This is a genomic window from Klebsiella sp. CN_Kp075, assembly GCF_040065055.2.
GTDB classification, from domain to species: Bacteria; Pseudomonadota; Gammaproteobacteria; order Enterobacterales; family Enterobacteriaceae; genus Klebsiella; species Klebsiella aerogenes.
The window spans coordinates 581790-605873 of the sequence record NZ_CM198050.1; the positions used below are offsets into that span (position 1 = coordinate 581790).

A 24084-nucleotide genomic window follows, 5' to 3' on the forward strand; every position below is an offset into this window, starting at 1 on the left:
TCCATGATGATGGTGGATACTTACCTCGTAAGCTATTAAGCCTGGAACATGTGGGGCAAAGTGCAAGGCAGACAATTCTGCAAAGGAGATTTGATGAGTCAGGTATTATTAACCGGCGCGACTGGCTTAGTTGGTGGGCACTTACTTCGGCTGCTACAGAGTGAGCCGCGTATTAGCGCGATTGCTGCGCCAACGCGCCGTCCGCTTGCTCCGGCGGAGGGGATATTCAATCCACACGATCCGCAGTTGACCGATGCACTGGCGCAGGTGGTTGATCCTGTCGATATCGTATTCTGCTGCCTGGGCACCACGCGACGGGAAGCGGGGAGTAAAGAAGCGTTTGTGCATGCTGACTATACGCTGGTGGTGGATACGGCGCTGGTCGGGAAGCGCCTCGGGGCGCAACATATGCTGGTGGTCAGCGCGATGGGCGCCAATTCGCATTCGCCCTTCTTCTATAACCGCGTGAAAGGAGAAATGGAAGAGGCGCTGATTGCGCAGGAGTGGCCGCGACTGACCATTGCCCGTCCTTCGATGTTACTGGGCGATCGGGAGCATAAACGCGCCAATGAAACGCTCTTTGCACCGCTATTTCGTTTTCTGCCTGGAGACTGGAAAGCTATTCAGGCTCGCGATGTAGCGACGGCTCTGCTGGCCGAGGCGCTGGCGCCGAGCCATGAAGGCGTCCAGATCCTGACCTCGTCTCAGCTACGGGAACGCGCCGCCCGGCAGGCGGATTAATCATTTTCAAATTTGGATGGCAGGCGTAGTATTCACCTCCTTATTTATTATCTCTTCTCCCTGGGGAATGCTATGGCTGGTCAGTCTTCATCTCAGGCGGCATCACCATTTCAATGGTGGAAACCCGCGCTGTTCTTTCTCGTCGTTATCGTTGGCCTGTGGTACGTCAAATGGCAGCCGTATTACGGTAAAGCCTTTACGGCCGCGGAAACCCACAGTATCGGTAAATCTATTCTCGCCCAGGCTGATGTAAACCCGCTTCAGGCGGCATGGGATTACGCGATGGTTTACTTCCTCGCGGTCTGGAAAGCGGCGGCGCTCGGCGTGCTGCTCGGTTCGCTTATTCAGGTGCTGATCCCCCGCGACTGGCTGCTGCGCACGCTTGGGCAATCTCGATTTCAGGGCACGCTGCTGGGAGCGATTTTTTCGCTACCGGGGATGATGTGTACCTGCTGCGCCGCGCCGGTTGCCGCCGGAATGCGTAAACAGCAGGTGTCGATGGGCGGGGCGCTGGCGTTCTGGATGGGCAACCCGCTGCTGAACCCGGCGACGCTGGTTTTTATGGGTTTCGTGCTTGGCTGGCAGTTTGCTCTGATCCGGCTGGTGGCCGGGCTGGCGACGGTGCTGGTGGTGGCGACGCTGGTGCAAAAATGGGTAAAAGAGGCGGCGACGCAGCCGGTAGCGGCAGAAGACGTTAGCCAACTGAAGAATGATGAGGGCACTTTTATCAACCGCTGGCTGCGCGCGCTGTGGTCGCTGTTCTGGAGTACGATCCCGGTTTACATCCTCGCGGTGCTGGTACTGGGCGCGGCGCGGGTCTGGTTGTTCCCGCACGCCGAGGGCGCGGTCGATAACACGCTGTTCTGGGTGATCGCAATGGCGATAGCCGGTTGCCTGTTCGTTATCCCGACGGCGGCGGAAATTCCGATTGTGCAGACGATGATGCTGGCTGGAATGGGCACCGCGCCGGCGTTGGCGCTGCTGATTACCTTGCCCGCGGTGAGCGTACCGTCGCTGGTTATGTTGCGTAAGGCGTTCCCGGCTAAAGCGCTGTGGCTAACCGGCGGGCTGGTGGCGTTGTGCGGGGCGATCGTCGGCGCGCTGGCGCTGGTGTAATTTATCCGGAGCGGGGCGCCGGATTTTGTGCCGGGTGGCGGCTGCGCCTTACCCGGCCTACGGTCCGTGCGGCCTGCCTTTAATTTATACTGCCGCTTACCGGGGCTACAGCGCAGCGCTATTTGGTAGCCCGGCTTAGCGAAGCGCCAGCCGGGTTAGATAACGTTTATTTAAGATAGGTAAACGCGGTGGTGACGCGGCTCACGCCGCTTACCCGGCTGGCGATATCCGCCGCCGCGCGGCCTTCACGGTCGGTGACCAGGCCCATCAGGAACACTTCGCTGTTTTCGGTCGTCACTTTCACGTTGGAAGACTTCACCTGATCGCTGCCCAGCAGTTGGGAACGAACTTTGGTGGTGATCCAGGTATCCGACGACGCGGTGCCTAAGCCAATCGGCTGGCCTTGACGCACTTCATTGAAGACTTCGGTAGTCCCTTCAACTCCCATCGCGATTTGTTTGGCGCGAGAGGAGAGATCGGCGGTCGGCGACTGGCCGGTCAGCAGGACCTTACCCTGATAAGCGGTGACGTTAATACGCGCTTCTTTCTTAATCTGTTCATCTTTCCCTAAGGCGCTGTTAACGCGTAGCTCCAGGGTGCTGTCATCAACCTGCGTACCCACCGTACGCGGGTCCGTTGCCGCTTTGGTGCCGACGGCTGCCGTACCGACTACCGCTGCGGCGACGCAGCCCTGTAGCAGTAGCGCAGAAAGCAGGATGGCGAGGGGCGAGAGAGCCTTCATGTGTTCTCCTTATTCGTCCTGGTGTGGAAAAAGCGTGTTATCAATCAAATCGCACAGACAATTGACGGTAAGCATGTGCATTTCCTGGATCCGCGCGCTGCGGTGCGAAGGAATGCGGATTTCAACGTCCTGCTGACCTAACAGGCCAGCCAGCTCGCCGCCGTCGTAACCGGTTAACGCCACGATAGTCATATCGCGGGTGACCGCCGCTTCCACGGCTTTCACGATATCCCGGCTATTGCCGCGCGTAGAAATCGCCAACAGTACGTCGCCGGCGTGACCCAGCGCGCGCACCTGTTTAGCGTAGATTTCATCATGCAGGCGATCGTTGGCGATTGCGGTTAAGACCACATTATCGGTATTTAGTGCAATGGCGGGTAAACCAGGGCGCTCTGTTTCGAAACGATTGATCATGCTGGCAGCAAAATGCTGTGCGTTGGCGGCGGAGGTGCCATTACCACAACAGAGGATTTTGTTGCCGTTAAGCAGCGACTGAACGAGCGTCATAGCCGCGCGCGAGATGGCGTCCGGGAGCGCTTCCGCGGCGGCGATTTGGGTTTGAATGCTTTCGGTAAAGCAGGCTTTAATTCTGTCGAGCACGGGATCCCTTAAATCTGATAATACGCTATTCGCCAAAGGCGTTTTTCAGCCATTGGATGTCGTTGCCGGTGAAGGCTACCACATCGAAACGGCAATCCACAGTATCAAAACTCCCATTCTGCCGGGAGAGCCACAGACGAGCAGCCTTGAGAAGACGTTGTTGCTTTTGCGGCGTGACGCTGGCGGCGGCATCGCCGTAGCTGGCGCTGCGCCGGTAGCGCACTTCGACGAACACGATAACCGCGCCGTCGCGCATAATAAGATCGATCTCGCCGCCGCGCTCGCGGGCGTTGGCGGCGATAAAACGCAGTCCATGCCGTTCTAACCACCGACGCGCCTGGCTTTCCCAGGCGTCGCCGGTCTGTTTGCTTAGTTGGCTGCGACGATTTGTCCCTGTTGGTACTTGAGCCATGATAACTTCCTGTTGATCACGCAGTCCGGCGCGGCCGTCAGATCGCCCGTATTGCCGTTCAGCTCGTAACCTGGGCTCTGGCGCATTTGCGCGAAATGATTCGCCAGCGACCAGGCGTCGGCGCCCATCGCATACAGACGCGCCAGCGAGTAGTCGTTACGCACGGCGGAGAGCGCCTGCTGCATCAGCGCCGGGTTACTGCCAGCCAGCATCGGGATTTCGCTATATTGCAGGCCTTCCATCTCCAGACGGAAATCCGGGCCGGAGGTGCCCTGGGCGCTGCGGGAGCTGGCGTACAGGGTGACGTTGCTCTGGCTGCCGTTGCGCATGGCGATCAGCGGCTTGATATAGCCAATTTGTTCCGGGGTAGCGACGATATAGGCGGCATCGATGCTGCCGCCGCTGCTGACCGGAACGTCGCCAGGGCTGCCGAGCGAGCTATCCACAGATGACGGCAGCGTCGATACCGGGCTGCCGGTCAGCGAGATGCCGCCGCCGTTGACGCCGGATTTCAGCTCCGCCGTCGATCCCAGACGTTGCTGCAGCACCGTACCGCCGCCCAGTTTCAGCCACTCGTCGGCGAACGCGCTGACCACGCGGTCGCCAAGCGCGCCGCGCGGCACCAGTAGTAACGGCGTTTGCTTGCCCTGATCGTGAATATGACGCGCCGCGTCGCGGGCTTCATCTTCCGGGGAGAGCGCGAAGTAGCACAGATTCGGACGGTTCTCGACTTTGCCCGGCTGATTAAGGGCGAGCACGTTCAGCGAGGTGTTGCTTTTCATCACCTCTTCGACGTTTTCTTTCAGCAGCGGGCCGACCACGAGGGTGGCGCCGTCCTGCTGTACCTGCGCCAGCAGCTGGCTCATCGGCTGGCTGGTGGTATCGTAAATTTTCAGTTCAGCGGCAGGATTGGCGGTGGTCGCCACCGCGGGCTGCGGCTGCGCGGCTGGCGCGCTCACCGGTTGTGCTACCGGTTGTGCTGCCGGCGTTGCGGTAACCGGGGCGGATAGCGGAGCGGCTGCTGGTTTCGCGGCAGGCGCGGCCTGCGTCTCCGCTGGCGCCTGCACCGGCGCGGCCTGGCTGCCGATGGCGGTGAGATCGCCGACTTCCGCCTGCGAAGGGCTCACCACATCGTTATTGCCGGCAACATTCGCCGCCTGGGCGACCTGCGCCGGCACTGCGCTACCCTGGACCGCTGGGGCGCCATTCTTCGCCGCTTCAAAACCCTGCTGGATAGTGCGGCCGAAAATCGCCGCCTGGCCGTTCAGAGGCAGCAGCAGGGCGATTTTATTGGTCGAGGCCGGTTTATAGTTTTGCATATTCACCAGCGCAGTGGGCAGCATCTGCGCCCCCGGGTTCTGCGGATAACGGATTTGCCAGTCTTTGACGCCCGCTTTCAGCATTGCCGGATCGTTGCGGTTGTCGAACCACATCCGCTGCAGATCGAGCCAGCCCTGCAGCACGTTTTCGTCGGCATTGATTACCAGCGCGTTGGCCTGCTGTGGGGTCATCGCCGTTAGCGCTTTCCATGTGGCGTCGATGTTTTGTTGTTTTTGCTTCGTCTGGTTTAGCAGGGGCTGCTGGGCAATCAGCGCACGCAGCAATGCCAGAGACGGCTGTCCCTGGCTGGCGTCAATTTGCGCCTGCCAGTAGCGCGGCTGCTGATTTTTCTCAAAACTGAGAGGATCGAGTTTGCTCAGCAATGCCTTCGCGCCCTGGTAATCGCCTTGCGCCAGTTTGACTTCCACCGCCAGCAGCGACTGTTCGCGGGCCTGCGTGCTGTTCAGGTTCGACGGCAGTTGGTTGTACAGGTCGATAGCCTGCTGCTTCTTACCTTCCTGCAGCAGTGCACGAATGGCGAGTAATTGCCAGTTGGTCTTGCTATCATTCGTGCTTTGCTGCATCTGCTGTAGGTAGAAACTGGAGTTGGCCTGCGACGTACCCTGCATAAACGCCGTGCTTTGATCCTGCGTGTGGGTGCCGCAGCCAGCAAAAAGAAGAGTAGCCAGCAATACGGGCAGACAGCGCGCGGGCTTAGAACGAAGAAATGTTGACGGTACCATATGTATCCAGTGATATTTTTTTGGCTCAATGCTCAATATTAAATCGGCAATACGGACGAGACAATGAAACAACACGAATCAGCGGATAATTCTCAGGGGCAACTGTACATTGTGCCCACTCCGATAGGGAATCTGTCTGATATCACGCAGCGCGCACTGGAAGTGTTGCAAGCTGTTGATTTAATTGCTGCGGAGGATACCCGCCATACCGGTTTGCTGCTGCAGCATTTTGCGATTAACGCCCGTTTATTTGCCCTTCACGACCATAACGAGCAGCAAAAGGCCGAAACACTTTTAGCGAAATTAAAAGAGGGGCAAAACATCGCGCTGGTGTCCGATGCCGGCACGCCGCTGATTAACGATCCCGGCTACCATCTGGTGCGTACCTGCCGTGAAGCCAATATTCGCGTCGTGCCGCTACCGGGCCCTTGTGCAGCGATTGCCGCTCTGAGCGCCGCCGGTTTGCCGTCCGATCGTTTCTGCTATGAAGGTTTCCTGCCGGCGAAATCGAAAGGCCGCCGCGATACCCTGAAGGCGCTGGAAGAAGAGCCGCGCACCATTATCTTCTATGAGTCAACGCACCGCCTGGTGGAGAGCCTGGAGGATATCTGCGCGGTTCTGGGCGAATCCCGTTACGTAGTGTTGGCACGCGAGCTGACCAAAACCTGGGAGTCTATCCACGGCGCGCCGATTGGCGAGCTGGTGGCGTGGGTGAAGGAAGACGAAAATCGCCGCAAAGGCGAGATGGTGCTGATCGTCGAAGGTTTTAAGGCCCAGGAAGAGGCGCTGCCGGCAGCCGCGCTGCGGACTCTGGCGCTGCTACAGGCGGAACTGCCGTTGAAGAAAGCCGCCGCGCTGGCCGCGGAAATCCACGGCGTGAAGAAGAACGCGCTGTATAAATACGCGCTGGAGCAGCAGGGGGAGTAAGCGATGAGCCGTTACCAACCGCCGTTTAGCATCACACCCACGGTTCTCAACCTTGTCGTTGAGATTGGTGAATTGCTTGGGCATTGGTCGGCGAAACGTGGACAAACATCGCCGTTGCTGCGTAAAGAAAACCGCATTCGTACCATTCAGGCGTCACTCGCGATTGAACATAATAGCCTGAGCATGGAACAGGTAACGGCACTGCTGGAAGGCAAAAGGGTTCTGGCGCCGGCAAAGGATATTCAGGAAGTGAGAAATGCCATTCGTGCTTATGAATTAATGCCCGGATGGCATGCGGCAAATATAAGCGACCTTCTGGCGGCGCACAAAACGCTGATGATAGGGTTGGTGGATAGTCCTGGCGTTTTACGTGGCGGTAACGTGGGTATTTACCGTGGTACGCAGGTGGTACATATGGCTCCGCCTGCTGCACTGGTCCCAAGGCTTATCGCGGATTTACTCTGTTGGCTGGAACAGACCGATCTTCATCCCTTAATTGCCAGTTCGGTTTTCCACTATGAGTTTGAGTTTATTCATCCTTTCGCTGATGGCAACGGTAGGATGGGGCGTTTATGGCAGACGTTGATTCTAAGCCAGTGGCGTCAGGAATTAGCCTGGCTGCCGGTTGAAACGCTTATCCACCATCAGCAAGAGCGCTATTACGAAATTTTGGGGTTGTGCGACAAAACCAGTGATTGCACGCTATTCGTGACCTGGATGTTACAAAATGTCGTGGCGGCGCTGAAAGAAGGTCTGGAGACATCATTCTTCGTGTCGGAAGAAATGTCGGAAGAAATGTCGGAAGAAATCGACGCGAAATTAACGGAACCGGAAACCAAAATTCTACATTTGCTTACCGTAACCCCGGATTTGACGGCGAGAGCGCTGGCTGAAATCATGGGGATATCAGCGCGAACGGTTGAGCGCTATCTGCAGGGGTTACAGGCGAAAGGGAAATTGATTCGCACGGGCGCCAAAAAAGGCGGAAGGTGGCTGGTAAAGTAGAACCAGCCGCCATAGTCTGAATACACGCTCTGCTCAGTGCGTGACTAAACAATCTTCAATTCCACCTTCTTGCGGCTTATTGCCGCGCGGTCGCTATCACTGATGCCGTCGTCGGTAATCACGCAGTTAATTTTGTCCATCGGCAGTACCTGGTTAAAGCCCCGGCGATTGAATTTGCTGGCGTCGAGTACGGCGATCACCTGATGCGCGGCGGCGGCCATCACGCTGCTGATGGAATAGCCTTCATTAAAAGTGGTGATGCCGTTGGTCGCATCGATACCGTCGGCGCCCACAAACATCAGGTCGGCGCAAATCCCCTGCAGCGAACGTTCGGCGATAGTTCCGTGCATTGAATGCGTTTTATGCCGCACCGTTCCGCCGCATACCACCAGCGTAATATCTTTATTTTCCGACAGCGTGAATGCGGCGGGCAGGCTGTTGGTGATGACGGTGATATTGGTCATTCGCACCAGCGCTTCGGCGATCAGCAGCGTAGTGCTGCCGCTATCGAGGATCACCGTCATGCCTTCGCGGATCATGGCCGCGGCGGCCTGGGCAATACGCTTTTTCGGATCGCTGGCGAGCTGGTAACGATCTTCCAGCACCACTTCCAGGTTATCGCCTTCGGTCAGATCGCTACCCGGACGGGCGGCGCCGCCGTGAAAACGGGTCAGCAACCCTTTCTCTTCCAGCAAGCGGAGATCGGCGCGAATGGTGACCTCAGAGATGCCAAAGAGATTCGAAAGGTCTAATACCAATACGCTGCCCTGCGTATTCACCAGATCGACGATTTTGTTCCTTCGTTCAAATGAGTTCATCTTGATTTGCCTGATAATTAACTCATCTTAGTGTAATCGAAGGGTAACGAAAGTTGAACGATAATTTTCGAAAGGTTATGTGAGCCAGCGCAGATTGCTGGCTCAGGCGGTCAGGAGAGTTTCAGGAGGATTTTTCCCTGCATCGGCGCGCCGTTTAGCGCCTGAACTTCGCGCGCAAAACTCTCGGCGTCGCCGCGATGGGCAATCAGCGGCGCCAGCTGCAGGCGTTTTTCCGTCAGCAGGCGGGTCGCTGTTTGCCACTCTTCTCCCGGCCACGGGCCAGAGTAGTTCATCCAGCTGCCGACGATATTCAGCTCTTTACGCAGGATCTGCCCGAAGGTGGCGGCGGGCAGCGTTAGGTCGTGATGCAGAGTGCCGACCAGCGCCAGCTGCGCCCGCGGCCCGGCGGCCTCAATCGCCAGCGCGACGGTCTGCGGCGTGCCGGCGGTCTCGAGGACGAGCTGGTCGAACTGGATTTCCTCCAGCGCCTGCTGAATCGCCTGGCCGCTCATCTCGCGGCTATTGAACACGCGGGTCGCGCCAAGGGTTTTGGCCAGCTCCAGCTTCTGTGGATTAATGTCGATGGCTGTGACGCTTCTGGCTCCCAGCTCGCGGGCGCACTGCAGCGCCAGCAGGCCGATGGTGCCAGCGCCGATAATAATGACGTTTTTACCTTCGCAGCCCTGCGCCAGATGAAAAGCGTGCAGGCCAACGGTTATCGGCTCAATGAACGCGCCGTCATCTATAGGCATTTGATCGGGCAGGCGGAACAGGTTGGCGCGCTTCACCACCACGTATTCAGCGTTGCCGCCCTCGCTGCGGGAACCGACGAACTGATACTGCTTACATAAAGAGAAATATTCGCGCTGGCACTGCGGGCACTGGAAGCAGGGCAGCAGCGGCACGCAGGCGACGGCGTCGCCGGGCTGCAGGTCGGTCACCGCCGCGCCGTAGGACTCCACATAGCCGCTGAATTCATGCCCAAGCGTAATAGGGTAGTAATGCGCGCCTTTGGCGAAAATGCGCGGGATATCGGAGCCGCACAGCCCGGAGCTGACCACTTTGACCAGGACATCGTTTTCCGTTTGCAGCGTGGGGATGGGGCGTTCTTCAACGCAGACGCTCCCCTCAGCATGGATTACCACTGATTTCATACCATTCTCCAGAAATGTTTAGGGGAGCGGCGCTCCCCTAATGCTTAAGATGCGGTTGAATGTTGTTGCGCGGCGGCGCTTTTCTCTGCTTTCTCTACCGCCATGAAGTGGCGGGCGCGACGCCAGGTTAGCAGGACGCCAGACAGATAGATGATGCCGATAATCGCGAAGCCGAGCACGTTCTGCCAGGTAAAGAGCTGGATCAGCAGCCAGGTAATCGGCGAACCGCCCTGGTCCATTGACGCCACCATACCGCCTGCTTTCAATGCCCCGGCGTTTGCCGCCAGTTGAGTGTGCAGGCCGATGGTCTGGGTCGCGATCCACAGGGTGATACCCATAATGATGACCCCGGAAATCAGGGTGCGGAACAGATTGCCCTGATGCACCGCCACCGCCATCGCCACGAAGAAGCCGATGGTCGCCAGGTCGCCGAACGGCAGGACCTGGTTGCCTGGAACCACGACGGCGATCAGAATGCTCAGCGGGATGAAAATCAGGCTGGCGGACACCACCGAGGTATGACCAAGCAGCAGTGCCGGATCGAGACCAATCAGGAACTCCTGTCCGCCGAATTTGGCCTGCAGGCGTTTACGCGCCTGTTTGGCTATCGGGTTGAGGCCATCCATAATGGGTTTGATCACCCGTGGCATCAGCAGCATCACCGCCGCGGTTTTCACCGCCAACTGCAGAATACCTTTCAGGTCATAACCCGCCAGCGCGCCAATCACCAGCCCCATCACGAAGCCGACGGTGACCGGTTCACCGAAGGGGCCGAAGCGTTTCTGGATATCATCGGCGCTAAAGTGTATCCGGTTAAGGCCGGGGACTTTTTCGATGATGGTATCGACGAGCACCGCAATCGGCCCTAAGTACGCCGAACTGCCGTGCGGTATCGCGATGCCATCAAGGCCGAAGAAATCGCGGGTATCCCTGGCAAACCAGTCACCCAGCTTGTAAACGAAGGCGGCATGGACCACGACGCCGAGAATACCTATCCAGTATGAACCGGTCGCGATATGCAGCATCGCGCCGGTAAAGGTCATATGCCAGATGTTCCAGATATCGACGTTCACAACGCGGGTCATGCGGGTGACCAGCATGACGATATTGACCACGATGGCGACTGGAATGGCTACCAGTGCGATTTGCGACGCCCAGGTCATCGGCGATGACCCCGGCCAGCCGATATCAATCACGTGAAGGTTAATCTGGAAATGCTCCGCCATCGCCTTTGCCGCCGGGCCGATGGAGTCGAGCATTAGGCCAATAACCAGGCCAATGCCGACAAAACCAATCCCGATATGCAGACCGGATTTGAAACAGTCCCCGAGCTTCATCCCCAGCAGTTTGGAGAAGATAATGATCACGATCGGCAGCATCACCGTTGGACCAAGATCGAGGATATAACGCATGATTTCGCTGAACATGGCGTTTACTCCGCGAGAATGCCGAGGATTTTCTGCTGTAAGGCTTCAATGCCGACGCCGGAGACGAACGGCATGCCGTGAACCACCGGAATATCGCCGAAGGCGCGGTCCACGCGGGCGGTGGTGCAGATAAGGTCCGCGCCGTCCATGTAGGTTTCGATTTCATTGACCCGGCACTGCACCAGATCCAGCTCAATATTGTGGTCTGCACACAGCTCTTTAATCTCTTCTGCGGCCATCGTGGAGGTGGCGACGGCGCCGCCGCAGGCAACGATAACTTTACGTTTCATAGGGTACCCCTTTTATTATCAGTATGTTATGAAGCCTGAACGCTAAGCTCGGGCTCAAGGATAAATTGCTGGAACAGCACCGGCAGCCGCTCGTCGGTAGCGGCGAGCAGAGCCTCCAGCGTGTTTGGATTTTGTAGCTCACTAAATAGCCGGCGCAGCAGCTTCAGCTGTGCCGCCGGGTTTTCAACAATCAGCGCGATGATAAGCGAAACGTCGATATCGCCATCGTCATCAGCACGCTGAAAAGGGACCGGCGCGTCCGGACGAATCAGATAAATCGCCGGTGACTTCGCGTGCATGGCTTCGCAGTGGGGAATGGCCACGGCGTGCTGCTCCAGCGCGATGCCGGTCGGAAAAGTCGCTTCGCGTTCGAGCAGGGCTGCCGGATAGCTATCATGCACAACACCTCGCGCCAGCATTTCCGCGCCAATATGCTCCAGCGCCTGCTGGCTGGAGCTGAAATGAATGCCGGTACGAACAAACAATTGACTCATAAATCCTCTTTTTTCACGCGGTTTCAGGAGAACAACCGTAACGGTAGGCACGCAGAACATCCTGGATTTTGTCGAGGATGAGCTCGTGCGGCACGGCGTTCAGTTCATTCAGCGACAGTCGTTCAAACTGCACCGGCATATATTGACTGATAAGCCCCAGCGGCAGCTTAGCGTCGGTCAGATTCGCGATAAGTTTCTCAACGCTCTGACGAATACGCGGGTGCGGCCAGTAGTAACGGATACGGTCGGAAAGGCTAAAGTGGATATCGACCATCGCCTGACTCCAGGTCGGGCGATAGTATTTTTTCCAGTAGCCCGGTTCGTTGAGCATCACCTCGTCGATAACTTCCATCACCCGGCTGCGGGACTCCGGCGCGATCAGCTCATTTTCCATCTGTGCGAGGGCGAAAATGGCTTCGCGCAGGGCAAAGGTGAGCGCCGGGCCGACTTTCAGAATGGCGAAGTGGTCGCGGACCAGCGCGCGGTAGGCCTGGCGGGATTGGTAGTCGGTGGAGTGGGCTTCGTACACCATCGGGGTATTTTCGATCCACGCGGACAGCGCTTTCGCTTCCTGCGGTTGGTAATGGATGATTTGCGTGTGGTCGAACTCCACGCCCGGCTGCACGACGATGGCGATGACGCGCTTCAGCGCGGCGTCGAGGCCCAGCTTGCGGAACGCCGCTTCATGGGTTTCGAGGGTGGCGGCGGCATCCTGCGCTCGGGTGACATGGACGCTGCCGATGGTGCTGGCTTCGCCGCCGGGAACCGGTACTTCTGTTCCGATAACGTAGGTCAGCTGACGCTTTTGCTCATCGCTGGCGGTTTCTTCAGCGGCCTGACACAGGCGGGCGGCGCGCTCTGCCACCACGCTTGGGTTCAACGGCACCGGGTCGTCGGCACAGGACATCGACGCATCCAGATGGATCTTACTAAAGCCTGCGGCGACATAGGCTTTGATAAGGTCGATGGATTTTTTCATCGCGTCGGCAGCCGGTTCGTCTTGCCAGCAGTTTGGGCCCAGATGGTCGCCGCCAAGAATAATGCGTTCGGCCGGGAAACCGACGGTGCGGGCGATGTTGTAGACAAAGTCGCGGAAATCGGCCGGCTGCATGCCGGTATAGCCGCCAAACTGGTTGACCTGGTTTGATGTTGCTTCAATCAGCACTTTATTGTTGGTTGGTAGATCGAAACGTAACGCCGCTTCGATAACCAGCGGGTGGGCGGAACAAACTGAACAGATGCCGATGTGTTCGCCGGACTTATGGCGAGAGATAATATCTTTCATTTACAACCTCCGTTTTCTTTCGAATATATTCGTTATGTTTTGTTTTAGTCGCAAATGTCTTTGTTTTGAATTGTGATCTGTATCGATAAATTGCTGTGCAAGCGCTGAACAGGGTGTCTTACTGGCAAAAAAAACGCCCTGACCAACACGGCAGAGCGTTTTTAATTATTTGAAAATTAACTGAATAACCGGGACAGCCAACTGCGTTTGCCTTTTTCTGCCGCCTGAGAAACCTGCTGCGGTTGGGCGGCGATCTCGCCGAGCCCGGCGTTAAAGGCGTCGCCAATAGCTTTCAGCGCCTGATGCGCATCGCTGCCGCTGGCCATGAAGTGCAGGCGATGACCCTGTTTGGCGCCCAGCGATACGACGCGCATCAGATTTTTTGCATCGACAATCGATGAGCGTGTATCCAGGTTTTCGACCTGGATTTGCGACTGCCATTGCTTGACGGCTTTCACCAGTACAGCGCTGGGTCGGGCATGCAGGCCGTGCGGATTGCGCAGCGTAAAGGTCGCCTCTTCATCAAAGCACGGCGGCGGTTCCGGTTCTTCGCCTTGCGCCGGCGCGATATCGCCAGCAAGTATCTCCAGCACCGCCTGCGGAGTATCGGCCCGCGACAGCGCGACGGGCACCCGATCGTCGCCTAGCGCATGGGTGAGCTGGCGTAAGATATCGAGATGTTCGTTGTCCTGAGCGGCGATACCGACAATCAAATAGGCGGTTTGCCCTTCGCCCCAGTCCACCCCCTGCGGACAGGCTAGCACCTTCACGCCGGTTCTTAGCACCGCATCGCGGGTTTGCGGCGTGCCGTGAGGAATGGCGATGCCGTTGCCCAGATAGGTACTGATTTGTCCCTCGCGTTCGCGCATTCCCTCCAGATAGGCCATCTGTGTATGCCCGGCTGCGGTCAGGGAACCGACGACGCGCTGTAGCGCTTCATCTTTCGTTTTGACCTCATGGTCGAAATGAATATCTGCGGAAGTCAGCTGCATTGTTCGCTCCTTATTTGATGGCGCCGGCAAGCGCCGTCGCTTCCTGAGTGCGTTTCTGCCACAATCGCCAGCATCCCAACATAAGCGCGCCGCAGGCGGAACCGGCAAGAATGCACAACACCCATGCCAGTGGTTTGCTGACCAGCGGTAGGATTAAGAAGCCGCCGTGCGGCGCCGGAACCTGAATATGCAGGCTGTAGCTGAGAACGGCCGAGATTGAAGAGGCGATCATCATCATCGGGATCACCCGCAGCGGATCCTTGGCGGCAAAGGGAATCGCACCTTCGGTAATGTGCGTGCAGCCGAGGATATAGTTCACCATCCCGGCGGCGCGCTCTTCTTCGCTAAAGCCTTTCGGGAAAAATGTGGTTGCCAGCGCGATCACCAGCGGCGGGGTAATGCAGGCAGCGGAGACGCCGGCCATAAAGAAATAGTTGCCCTGGCCCAGCAGTAGCGTACCGGTGACGTAGGCCGCTTTATTGACCGGGCCGCCGAAGTCGAATGAACACATTGCGCCGACCACAATCCCCAGCAGAATGGGGTTGGCTTCTTGCAGAGAGCTAAGCCAGTTCATCATGCCGTTGTTGATCGCCGCCACCGGTTGTCCAAGCAGTACCATCAGCACGCCAATTACCAGTACGCCGATCAGCGGCATAATAAAGATCGACTTCAGCCCTTCGTACTGACGCGGCAGGCCGTCGAGCAGGCGGCGGATTAGCAGCATAAAGTAACCCGCGGCGAAACCGGCGATGATCCCGCCGAGGAACCCGGCGCCGGTGGCGTTTGCCAGCAGGCCCCCGACAAACCCGGCGACCATCCCCGGACGGCCGGAAATAGACCAGGCAATGTAGGCGGTGAACACCGGTACCATGATCGAGAACGCCTGCTGGCCGACCTTCATCAGCGTGGCGGCAATCACGTTATATTGCGCTGAATTCGGGTCGGCGGAGTAAATACCCCACAGGAAAGAAATGGCAATTAAGATCCCGCCGGCCACCACGAAAGGCAGCATATTGGAAACGCCGCTCATCAGATGTTTATAAATCTGTCGGCCGAATGATTCCTGCGCATATTTCTCCGCAGGATCCGCTGTGGCCGAGCTCCCCTGTCGGCGTTGCGCCTGACCGCTGACGACTTTATTAATTAATTCTGCCGGGTGATGAATAGCCTCTTTAACCGGCACTTCAATAACCGGCAAACCATTAAAACGTTCGGCATTAACATCTTTATCGGCAGCGATAATCACGCCATAAATATCTTTCAGGTCTTCCGGTGTAATGACATTTTCTACCCCGGAAGCGCCGTTGGTTTCAACTTTGATCTCAACGTTTAATTTTTTTGCTGCGGTCTTTAAGGCTTCTTCAGCCATAAAGGTATGGGCAATACCTGTAGGGCAGCCGGTAACGGCAATAATCTTTTTCATAATCGGACCTTTATAATTGGACGATCTGAAGTTGTTGTAATAATTCTTGTGTACGGTTTAATTTGCCAAGCCCGGCGGAGGCGGCAACATCGGCGCCGGTGGCGCTGGCCAGCGCCAGAGCGTGAACGACATCATCTTCGTTAATCCATTTACTCAGGAACGCACCCAGCGCGGCATCGCCGGCGCAGGCCGAACTAACCAGCTCGATTTTCGGCGCCGAGCAGAACCACAGCTGCTCGCCGTTTGAAAAGTAAAGCCCCTGAGCGCCCAGGGTGAGCAGCACGTTTCGGGCCCCGAGCTGGTGGAGCGTGCGCATTGCTTCCCGTACCTGCTGCGGGCTGCCGACGTCGAGATCGAAAATCTCTTTTAGTTCGTCGTCATTGGGTTTAATCAATAGTGGGCGCAGCTCCAGCAGCTGGTGCAGTGCCGGGTGGCTGATATCTAAAATGACTTCACAGCCTTTTTGCTGACACAAGACCATTATTTCGCTATAGAATCGGCTTTCAATTCCCGGCGGCAAACTGCCGCTGATAACCAAATAATCACCGGGTTCGACGCACTGTAAATGATGAATAATTTGCTCTTTGCCTTCATCGTTAATACGCGCGCCGGGATTCACTAACTTATATTCTTCGTGTCCGTCATTAATAAAAATATTAATACGGGTAGGGTCGGCGACCCATGCCGGAGTCACTTTAATATGCTGTCTGCGCAGCTCTTCGACTATATAGCGGCCGGTAAAGCCGCCAAATATGCCCATGACGTGGGTGGGCTGCCGATAATGATCTAATACCAGCGAAACGTTCACCCCTTTGCCATTCGGGCAATATTCCGTTTGCCGGGTGCGGTTGACTGCCGCAGGCCGAAGCGGGTCGCAAAAGATATTCATATCGATCGCGGTATTCAGTGTCAGCGTATGGATCACGACATTGCTCCTTCGATCCGCGGATTACAGTTGCCCTTCGCAGCCGCAAACGTGAATCACTTTGCGGACAACCTCTTTCATTGCCGCTTTTGCCGGCGTCATATAGTGACGTGGATCGTTGGCGCCCGGATTTTCCAGGAAGTAGGTTTTCAACGCATCCGAGAAGGCGATTTTCAGTTCGGTGGCGACGTTGACTTTGCAGACGCCCAGAGAAATGGCGCGACGAATATCGCTATCCGGCAGGCCAGACGCGCCGTGCAGTACCAGCGGAACGTCAACGCAGTCACGGATGGCGGCCAGGCGGTCAAAATCAAGTTTCGGTTCGGCGGTATAGAGCCCGTGAGCGGTGCCGATGGCGACGGCCAGTGAGTCAATTCCGGTACGGGCGACGAATTCGCGGGCCTGTTCCGGGTTGGTATAGAGCGCATCTTTGGCGTCGACCACCAGATCGTCTTCCACGCCGCCCAGTCGCCCCAGCTCGGCTTCCACGCTGGCATCGTAACGATGACTTAACTCCACCACGCTTTTCACCAGCGCCACGTTTTCTTCGAACGGCGAATGAGATCCGTCGATCATGACCGAGCGAATGCCCGCCTGGACTTTGTGCGTGATGTCGGCCAGCTCCTCGTGATGATCGAGGTGCAGAGCGAGCGGGAGATCCCATATTTTCGCCAGATCTCGGGCGATCGCTACCACATTGCCGGTGCCGGCATAGCGATAGGTGCCCGGCGTGCCGGCAAGGATCAGCGGCGAGCGCAGCTCTGCTGCCGTTTCCACCACTACCTGCATGGTTTCAAGATTATGGATATTGAAAGCGGGGACCGCGTAACCATGACGCTGGGCCTTTAACAGCATGTTTTTACTGGAAATGATGTACATTCTATATCCTCTATTTTCAACTTGTAAGTTATATTTTTAATTTAACCTTCAATTTGAAAGTAATGTAACGATCGTTTCCGCGTTTAGGTGTGATCCATCGCACACAATGGAGAATTGATTTTTAAAATGAAAGTTAATAATCTTTTTTATGTTTCTTTTTTAAAATTCTAATGAAGCGATATCATGTTGTTATCTATTTGAATTTTATTATCTTTATTGATTTTTCTTCACGGGGCTAACTGGCGTGGTTTGACATTAAGATGGGGAAATTTAAAAATGAAAGTTATTCCAGGAGAAAATAAAAAGGCATAACCCGTGGCAAAACCGTCAACCAGTCTGCTGAAAAGGCGCTTGGACATCGCGGAGATCGTTCGTAAGAACGGAGAGATTAAAGTCGACGATCTGGCTGAAATGCTGGCTGTTTCCGGAGTGACAATCCGTAACGATCTAAACTACCTCGAGCAGCAGGGGTATCTGAAGCGTTCATTCGGCGGGGCGATTTACACGGCTCAGGCCGGCACGCCGGTCGCTACGGTTCGCGACGCTCCACAGGTGACGGACAAAGCGCTGGAAACGGAAATGGCGCGTCAGGTAGCGGTGCAAATTGAAGATAGCGAAACGCTATTTTTAGGCCAGGGTTCTATTCTGCGCAAAGTCATCCCGTTTCTGGCTAACAGTGAGGAACTTTGCCTGCTGCTCAACGATCTGGCCCATGTCGCGCTGGCGCAGGAGTTCCTGAATGGGGAAACGGTGCTGCTTGGCGGCGTGCTTGGCGGCAACGGACGGATTGTCGAAGGCGATTTGGCGCTGAAAGCGTTAGGTCATTACCGGCCATCGCGTGCGCTGATTGCGGTTGACCACGTTGCTGAAGACGGCACCCTGAGCGTACGCAACGAAACTAGCGCTCGTCTGTTGAGCGAAGCCGTCGCGCAGAGTGAGCGGGTCATTGCGGTTGTTGCTTCCCGTCCGGTTTATGGCGAAAAACGTTATGCCATCGGCGAACTTCAGCAAATGAGTAGCGTGGTGACGCCACAGGTTGTCGCCGCGGAATATCATGCCCGTTTCCTCGCCGCGGGTTTAACCAACAGCTACACCAACAATGAGTGCCTGACATGGCTCAACACGGCTTTGCAGAAGACAAACCAGGAGCGGTGATGAACGTAACCATTTGCACCATCGGCGAGCTGCTGGTGGAATTTCTCGCTAAGGAAGAAAACCAGGGATTTTCCCGCCCCGGTGAATTTTGGGGCCCCTATCCCAGCGGCGCGCCGGCGATTTTTGCCGATCAGGTGGCGAAGCTGGGTTTTGGTTCCGTGCTGTTTAGCTGCGTCGGCAGCGACGCATTTGGGGAAATGAATATTGCACGGTTGGAGAAAGATGGCGTTAACGTTAACGGCATTGCCATGCTGCAGAAAGCGACTACAGGCAGCGCGTTCGTCAGCTATAGCAGCCAGGCGCAGCGCGACTTTATTTTTAATATGCCCAACAGCGCCTGTGGCCTTCTGACCGCGGATCATATCGACGAGACGCTGCTTAACCAGTGCCAGCATTTCCACATTATGGGGTCGTCGCTGTTCTCGTTTCGCATTATTGATGCGATGCGTAAAGCGATTGAAAACATTAAAGCGCGCAACGGCACGGTGTCGTTCGATCCTAATATTCGCAAAGAGATGCTGAATATCCCTGAGATGTCGCAAGCCTTTGAATATATTCTCGATTACACCGATATCTTTCTACCGAGCGACGGCGAACTGGACTACTTTGGCCTGAATCCGGGGCGAAATGAGCAGGTACTGGTTGATAAGCTTCTGAAACGCGGTGTTAAACACGTGGTGATTAAACGCGGCCCGCGTGGCGCGAGCTACTTTAGCGGCTCTGAAACGCACCACGTCGCCGGCTTTAACGTGCCGGTTGTCGATCCGACTGGCGCAGGAGACTGTTTCGGCGCGACTTTCGTCAGCCTGTTCCTCAGCGGCGCCACGCCTCAGGAAGCGCTGAAATGGGCAAACGCCAGCGGTTCCCTGGCGATTAGCCAACGCGGTCCTATGGAAGGCACTTCGACGCAGGCGCAAATCAAAAACTTTTTGGCAGCGCAACACCAATAATAATCAGCCCGGATAATTCCGGGCTGATTATTATGGTTGGCCAGGGGGACTTAGAGCCTATCCCAGTAGGCGTAATTGGCGCAGCCAGTTTGAACACGGACAGCGCGCAGAAACCGGAGCGTACACGTAGTACGTGAGGATTTCGAGTACTGCCCAGGTTCAAAATGGCAAGCAAAATAGCCCTAATGAGATAGGATCTTATCAGGTCACCGGCGCCGGGTTAAATACCGCCAGCTGGTTATGCAGACCCCATTGATCGGAGAAGGTTTTCTTACGCCCGCTGGCGACGTCCAGAATGAACTCAAACAGCTTCTGCCCGACTTCCTCAATCGTCTCTTCGCCGGTCGCGATGGTACCGGCATTGATATCCATTAAGTCGTACCAGCGGTTGGCAAGCTCGGTACGGGTCGCCATTTTAATCACCGGCACCGCCATCAGGCCGTAAGGGGTGCCGCGCCCGGTGGTGAATACCTGAACGGTAATGCCGGAAGCCACCTGTTGAGTGCCGCAGACAAAATCGCTGGCCGGCGTCGCGGCATAGATAAGCCCGCGTTTCGTCGGGCGCTGACCCGGCGAGAGAACTTCGACGATGGCGCTTTTGCCAGATTTGGCAATCGAACCCAGCGCTTTTTCCACCACGTTCGCCAGACCGCCTTTCTTATTACCCGGCGACGGATTGGCGCTGCGGTCGGTTTTTCCCAGCTCCAGATAGTTATCGTACCAGGCCATCTCTTCCAGCAGTCGTTTGCCAACTTCTTCGTTGATGGCGCGCGGGGTTAACAGATGGATAGCATCGCGTACCTCGGTCACTTCCGAGAACATTACCGTCGCGCCGCAGCGCACCAGCAGGTCGGACGCATAGCCCACCGCCGGGTTGGCGGTCACGCCGGAGAAGGCGTCACTGCCGCCGCACTGCATACCGACCACTAATTCCGAAGCCGGGCAGGTCTCACGCTGACGGGCGTTCAGCTTCGCCAGGTGGCGCTCGGCAACCTGCAGGATATCATCGACCATCGATTTAAAACCGACATGCTGTTCATCCTGCAAACGCACCACGCTTGCGCTATCGACGGCGATCGGCTGCACGTCTTCGGTTCCCTGCAGCAGACGTTCCGGCTGCAGCTTTTCACAGCCAAGGCCAATCACCATTACCTCGCCGCCAAAGTTAGGGTTCAGCGCGATATTGTGGATGGTGCGAATCGGCACGATGGCCGCCGGGGCGTTAATCGCCACGCCGCAGCCGTAGAGGTGGTTTAATCCCACTACGCCGTCGACGTTGGGATATTTTGGCAGCAGGTCGCGTTCAATGATCTTGACCACATAATCCACCACGCCGGCGACGCAGTGCACGCTGGTGCTGATCCCCAGCAAATTTTTGGTGCCCACGCTGCCATCGGCATTGCGATAGCCTTCAAAGGTGTATCCTTCCAGCGGCGGCAGCGGCGTGGGGACTTTAGTCGCCAGCGGTAAGGTATTGAGAGGCGGCGCGGTTGGCAGTTCGACCAGCGACTCATCAATCCAGCTTCCCTTTGGTATATCGCGAACGGCGAAGCCAATCACTTCGCCGTAGCGGATGATTTCACCATGGGCAGGGATATCGACAAGGGCGACTTTATGGCCTTGCGGGATATGTTCAACGAGGGTCAGGCCATCCGGAAAACGCGTTCCGGCGGTTAAACCGCGATCGTTAACAATAATCGCCACATTATCTGTAGGGTGTACTTTTATATAAAAAGCCGTCGGTGACTGTTGTCGAATTTCAATGTCAGCCATTGTCCAGTGATCTCCAAACCGGTGCTAATAATAAAATAATTCGTTAATTAAATTACTGCTTAACAAAATGATGAAATAAAGAATGTCAGGAGTTATAGCGTTAGGTTGTGATCTACGTCACTCCTTGCCTCGACGACCGTTGCACATAGATGGGTAATCCTGAGAAGTGTGGATTAGCGCCCACGTTCTCTGGCATTTGCATAACGAAAATGATTATTGAGGCGTTTATATTGTGATTGTGCATAGTGTCTGGCAACGGTGGGATGATTATACTGAGCCATGTTTTGCGGTGTTCGATATGCGAATAAATAGCTCGCTTAAAAAATAATAAAGGACATTCGGTGTCAGAAAAATATCTAAATGATCCTGGATAAGAGAAAATAGGTAGCGGTTCGCTTTTTAATTCTGCTGTTTATATTTGTGATTGACGATATTAAACGGATTGAATGACAGCAGTAAGCAACGATTAACCCAAGGTAAAAATCATGGATAACGCAATTTTCCCGAACAAATTCAAAGCCGCGTTGGCGGCCCACCAGGTACAAATCGGCTGCTGGTGCGCCCTGGCGAATCCGATTAGCACCGAGGTATTAGGGCTTGCTGGTTTCGATTGGCTGGTGCTCGACGCGGAGCATGCGCCCAATGATGTGACCACGCTTATCCCGCAATTAATGGCGCTGAAGGGCAGCCACAGCGCGCCGGTCGTGCGCGTGCCGACCAACGAACCGATTATCATCAAGCGTATGCTGGACATCGGTTTCTACAACTTCCTGGTGCCGTTTGTCGAAACCGCTGAACAGGCGACTCAGGCGGTGGCATCAACCCGCTATCCGCCGCAAGGGATCCGCGGGGTCTCCGTTTCTCATCGCGGCAATATGTTCGGCACCGTAGCGGACTACTTCACTCAGTCTAATAACAACATCGCCATTCTGGTGCAGATTGAGAGTCAAACCGGAGTGGACAACGTCGACGCGATCGCTGCGACCGATGGCGTTGATGGCCTGTTCGTCGGTCCGAGCGATCTTGCCGCGGCGTTGGGCCATCTGGGCAATGCCGCCCATCCAGAGGTTCAGCGTGCTATCCAGCATATTTTCTCCAGCGCGAAGAAACACGGTAAGCCGAGCGGCATTCTTGCACCGGTAGAAGCCGATGCGCGTCGCTATCTGGAGTGGGGCGCGACCTTCGTCGCCGTCGGTAGCGATTTAGGCGTCTTCCGTTCAGCAACCCAGAAACTTGCTGATTCTTTTAAAAAATAATCACCAGGATTAAGAGAGAAGATTATGACTATCAAAGTGGGTTTTATTGGTCTTGGCATCATGGGCAAGCCGATGAGCAAAAATTTGCTGAAGGCGGGTTATTCGCTGGTGGTATCCGACCGTAACCCTGAAGCCATTGCTGATGTGATTGCCGCGGGTGCAGAAACCGCGAGCACAGCGAAAGCCATTGCTGAGCAGTGCGATGTAATTATCACCATGCTGCCAAACTCTCCGCACGTAAAAGACGTTGCGTTGGGGGAAAACGGCATTATCGAAGGTGCGAAACCGGGCACCGTGGTAATCGATATGAGCTCTATCGCGCCGCTGGCGAGCCGTGAAATTAGCGAAGCGTTGAAGGCCAAAGGCATCGATATGCTGGATGCGCCGGTAAGCGGCGGCGAACCTAAAGCGATCGATGGTACCCTGTCGGTGATGGTTGGCGGTGACAAGGCGATTTTCGATAAATACTACGACCTGATGAAAGCGATGGCGGGATCCGTGGTTCATACCGGCGATATTGGCGCAGGTAACGTCACCAAATTGGCCAACCAGGTGATTGTGGCGCTGAACATCGCGGCCATGTCGGAAGCGTTAACTCTGGCCACCAAAGCCGGCGTTAACCCGGACCTGGTGTATCAGGCGATTCGCGGCGGCCTGGCGGGCAGCACCGTGCTTGATGCTAAAGCGCCGATGGTGATGGATCGCAACTTCAAGCCGGGTTTCCGCATCGATCTGCATATCAAAGATCTGGCCAATGCGCTGGATACATCTCACGGCGTCGGCGCCCAGCTACCGCTGACGGCGGCGGTAATGGAGATGATGCAGGCGCTGCGCGCGGATGGTCTGGGTACCGCGGACCATAGCGCTCTGGCGTGTTACTACGAAAAACTGGCGAAAGTGGAAGTGACTCGCTAACAAGATGGGCGTGTGCCTGCGCCCTGTTATGTTTACTTTTCGCAGCGCCGTCAGGCTACATCACCATGAACATTTTTTCGTCCCTGGCTCTGATAAACAAAGCCTTTCTGCCGGCGAGGGGAGGGTGAAAGCCATGATTGCCGCGACGCTTGCGAGCGGAATGCGCTGTGCGGGGTGACAAAGGCGCGCGAACCCTCTATACTTCGCGCCGAAGCTGACCAGACAGTCGCCGCTTCGTCGTCGTCCTCTAAGGGGGAGACGGGCGGAGGGGAGGAAAGTCCGGGCTCCATAGGGCAAGGTGCCAGGTAACGCCTGGGGGGTGTCACAGCCCACGACCAGTGCAACAGAGAGCAAACCGCCGATGGCCCGCGCAAGCGGGATCAGGTAAGGGTGAAAGGGTGCGGTAAGAGCGCACCGCGCGGCTGGTAACAGTCCGCGGCACGGTAAACTCCACCCGGAGCAAGGCCAAATAGGGGTTCATAAGGTACGGCCCGTACTGAACCCGGGTAGGCTGCTTGAGCCAGTGAGCGATTGCTGGCCTAGATGAATGACTGTCCACGACAGAACCCGGCTTATCGGTCAGTTTCACCTCTTCAATGTAAAAACCCCGCTCCGGCGGGGTTTTTGCTATCCGGAGGTTGGAACAAAGATGAATGACTGTCCACGACGCTATACCAGAAAGAAAGCGGCTTATCGGTCAGTTTCACCTCTTTAATGTAAAAACCCCGCTCCGGCGGGGTTT

General features: G+C 56.2%; 22 protein-coding genes, 1 other RNA gene and 1 pseudogene. 9 read left to right on the forward strand and 15 right to left on the reverse strand.

The features are described from left to right. Positions 1-93: 93 nt before the first annotated feature. Together ABLV78_RS02850 and ABLV78_RS02855 are read left to right on the forward strand one after the other, a co-directional pair. Positions 94-741: an NAD(P)H-binding protein gene (locus tag ABLV78_RS02850; RefSeq protein ID WP_045394931.1), complete on the forward strand. Its 648-nt coding sequence runs from the start codon at positions 94-96 to the stop codon at positions 739-741. Positions 742-813: 72 nt separating this feature from the next. Beyond that, entirely contained in the window at positions 814-1857 is a 1044-nt protein-coding gene (locus tag ABLV78_RS02855; RefSeq protein ID WP_047044737.1) for a permease, read from the forward strand. A gap of 166 nt (positions 1858-2023) precedes the next feature. Here ABLV78_RS02855 and dolP read toward each other — a convergent pair whose 3' ends face one another. The 4 genes from dolP to ABLV78_RS02875 are packed head-to-tail and all read right to left on the reverse strand — an operon-like array spanning position 2024 to position 5674. Beyond that, the gene (gene dolP / locus ABLV78_RS02860) at positions 2024-2599 is read right to left on the reverse strand and encodes a division/outer membrane stress-associated lipid-binding lipoprotein (RefSeq protein ID WP_045394929.1); all 576 of its coding nucleotides are present in this window, start codon (positions 2597-2599) and stop codon (positions 2024-2026) included. A 9-nt stretch (positions 2600-2608) separates the two neighbouring features. Next, positions 2609-3199: a DnaA initiator-associating protein DiaA gene (diaA, locus tag ABLV78_RS02865; RefSeq protein WP_015369544.1), complete on the reverse strand. Its 591-nt coding sequence runs from the start codon at positions 3197-3199 to the stop codon at positions 2609-2611. A 25-nt stretch (positions 3200-3224) separates the two neighbouring features. Further along, a complete protein-coding gene (locus tag ABLV78_RS02870; RefSeq protein WP_045394928.1) occupies positions 3225-3611 on the reverse strand; it encodes a YraN family protein in 387 nt (128 codons plus the stop codon). Next, on the reverse strand, positions 3569-5674 hold the full coding sequence (locus ABLV78_RS02875) for a penicillin-binding protein activator (protein WP_165430611.1): 2106 nt from the start codon (positions 5672-5674) through the stop codon (positions 3569-3571). The genes ABLV78_RS02870 and ABLV78_RS02875 overlap by 43 nt, the downstream gene beginning before the upstream one ends. 63 nt (positions 5675-5737) lie before the next feature. Here ABLV78_RS02875 and rsmI point away from each other — a divergent pair, with 63 nt between their 5' ends. Further along, a complete protein-coding gene (gene rsmI / locus ABLV78_RS02880; RefSeq protein ID WP_047044743.1) occupies positions 5738-6601 on the forward strand; it encodes a 16S rRNA (cytidine(1402)-2'-O)-methyltransferase in 864 nt (287 codons plus the stop codon). A gap of 114 nt (positions 6602-6715) precedes the next feature. After that, positions 6716-7606 carry a Fic family protein gene (locus tag ABLV78_RS02885; protein WP_165430689.1) on the forward strand — a complete coding sequence of 297 codons (891 nt, stop codon included), beginning with the start codon at positions 6716-6718 and terminating at the stop codon, positions 7604-7606. Positions 7607-7650: 44 nt separating this feature from the next. On the opposite strand, the gene ABLV78_RS02890 is transcribed toward ABLV78_RS02885, so the two are convergent. The 10 genes from ABLV78_RS02890 to ABLV78_RS02935 form a co-directional block, all read right to left on the reverse strand. After that, positions 7651-8424 (reverse strand): DeoR/GlpR family DNA-binding transcription regulator, encoded by a 774-nt coding sequence (locus ABLV78_RS02890; RefSeq protein ID WP_047044748.1) that lies wholly within the window; start codon positions 8422-8424, stop codon positions 7651-7653. Positions 8425-8534: 110 nt separating this feature from the next. Then, positions 8535-9578 carry a galactitol-1-phosphate 5-dehydrogenase gene (gene gatD / locus ABLV78_RS02895; RefSeq protein ID WP_047044751.1) on the reverse strand — a complete coding sequence of 348 codons (1044 nt, stop codon included), beginning with the start codon at positions 9576-9578 and terminating at the stop codon, positions 8535-8537. A gap of 44 nt (positions 9579-9622) precedes the next feature. Further along, positions 9623-11005, reverse strand: coding sequence for a galactitol-specific PTS transporter subunit IIC (locus tag ABLV78_RS02900; RefSeq protein ID WP_047044753.1), 1383 nt, complete (start codon positions 11003-11005; stop codon positions 9623-9625). Between the two features lie 5 nt (positions 11006-11010). Continuing rightward, positions 11011-11295, reverse strand: coding sequence for a PTS galactitol transporter subunit IIB (gatB, locus tag ABLV78_RS02905; RefSeq protein ID WP_020077852.1), 285 nt, complete (start codon positions 11293-11295; stop codon positions 11011-11013). Between the two features lie 26 nt (positions 11296-11321). Next, complete coding sequence (gene gatA / locus ABLV78_RS02910; protein WP_047044757.1) at positions 11322-11789, reverse strand: PTS galactitol transporter subunit IIA; 468 nt, start codon at positions 11787-11789, stop codon at positions 11322-11324. A 13-nt stretch (positions 11790-11802) separates the two neighbouring features. Then, a complete protein-coding gene (gatZ, locus tag ABLV78_RS02915; RefSeq protein WP_047044761.1) occupies positions 11803-13074 on the reverse strand; it encodes a tagatose-bisphosphate aldolase subunit GatZ in 1272 nt (423 codons plus the stop codon). A gap of 176 nt (positions 13075-13250) precedes the next feature. Then, a complete protein-coding gene (locus ABLV78_RS02920) occupies positions 13251-14066 on the reverse strand; it encodes an HPr family phosphocarrier protein (RefSeq protein WP_047044763.1) in 816 nt (271 codons plus the stop codon). A 10-nt stretch (positions 14067-14076) separates the two neighbouring features. After that, positions 14077-15489 carry a PTS fructose transporter subunit IIC gene (locus tag ABLV78_RS02925; protein ID WP_047044766.1) on the reverse strand — a complete coding sequence of 471 codons (1413 nt, stop codon included), beginning with the start codon at positions 15487-15489 and terminating at the stop codon, positions 14077-14079. Between the two features lie 10 nt (positions 15490-15499). Next, entirely contained in the window at positions 15500-16414 is a 915-nt protein-coding gene (gene tagK / locus ABLV78_RS02930; protein WP_047044770.1) for a D-tagatose-1-phosphate kinase, read from the reverse strand. Positions 16415-16438: 24 nt separating this feature from the next. After that, entirely contained in the window at positions 16439-17293 is an 855-nt protein-coding gene (locus ABLV78_RS02935) for a tagatose bisphosphate family class II aldolase (RefSeq protein ID WP_047044773.1), read from the reverse strand. A gap of 351 nt (positions 17294-17644) precedes the next feature. On the opposite strand from ABLV78_RS02935, the gene ABLV78_RS02940 reads away from it, so the two are divergent. Together ABLV78_RS02940 and ABLV78_RS02945 are read left to right on the forward strand one after the other, a co-directional pair. Beyond that, entirely contained in the window at positions 17645-18448 is an 804-nt protein-coding gene (locus ABLV78_RS02940) for a DeoR/GlpR family DNA-binding transcription regulator (protein WP_162750129.1), read from the forward strand. Then, entirely contained in the window at positions 18448-19398 is a 951-nt protein-coding gene (locus ABLV78_RS02945; protein WP_047044779.1) for a sugar kinase, read from the forward strand. Before ABLV78_RS02940 ends, ABLV78_RS02945 begins: the two co-directional genes overlap by 1 nt. Positions 19399-19599: 201 nt before the next feature. Here the strand turns inward: ABLV78_RS02945 and garD are convergent, their stop codons facing one another. Next, on the reverse strand, positions 19600-21171 hold the full coding sequence (gene garD / locus ABLV78_RS02950) for a galactarate dehydratase (RefSeq protein WP_047044783.1): 1572 nt from the start codon (positions 21169-21171) through the stop codon (positions 19600-19602). Between the two features lie 485 nt (positions 21172-21656). On the opposite strand from garD, the pseudogene garL reads away from it, so the two are divergent. The 3 genes and pseudogenes from garL (at position 21657) to rnpB (ending at position 23933) form a co-directional block, all read left to right on the forward strand. Further along, positions 21657-22552 (forward strand): annotated as a pseudogene (gene garL, locus ABLV78_RS02955) (2-dehydro-3-deoxyglucarate aldolase). Then, positions 22452-23342 carry a 2-hydroxy-3-oxopropionate reductase gene (gene garR, locus ABLV78_RS02960; protein WP_045394913.1) on the forward strand — a complete coding sequence of 297 codons (891 nt, stop codon included), beginning with the start codon at positions 22452-22454 and terminating at the stop codon, positions 23340-23342. Before garL ends, garR begins: the two are co-directional and overlap by 101 nt. Before the next feature lie 210 nt (positions 23343-23552). Further along, positions 23553-23933: RNase P RNA component class A (rnpB, locus tag ABLV78_RS02965), an RNA gene on the forward strand. The last annotated feature ends 151 nt before the right edge of the window (positions 23934-24084 follow it).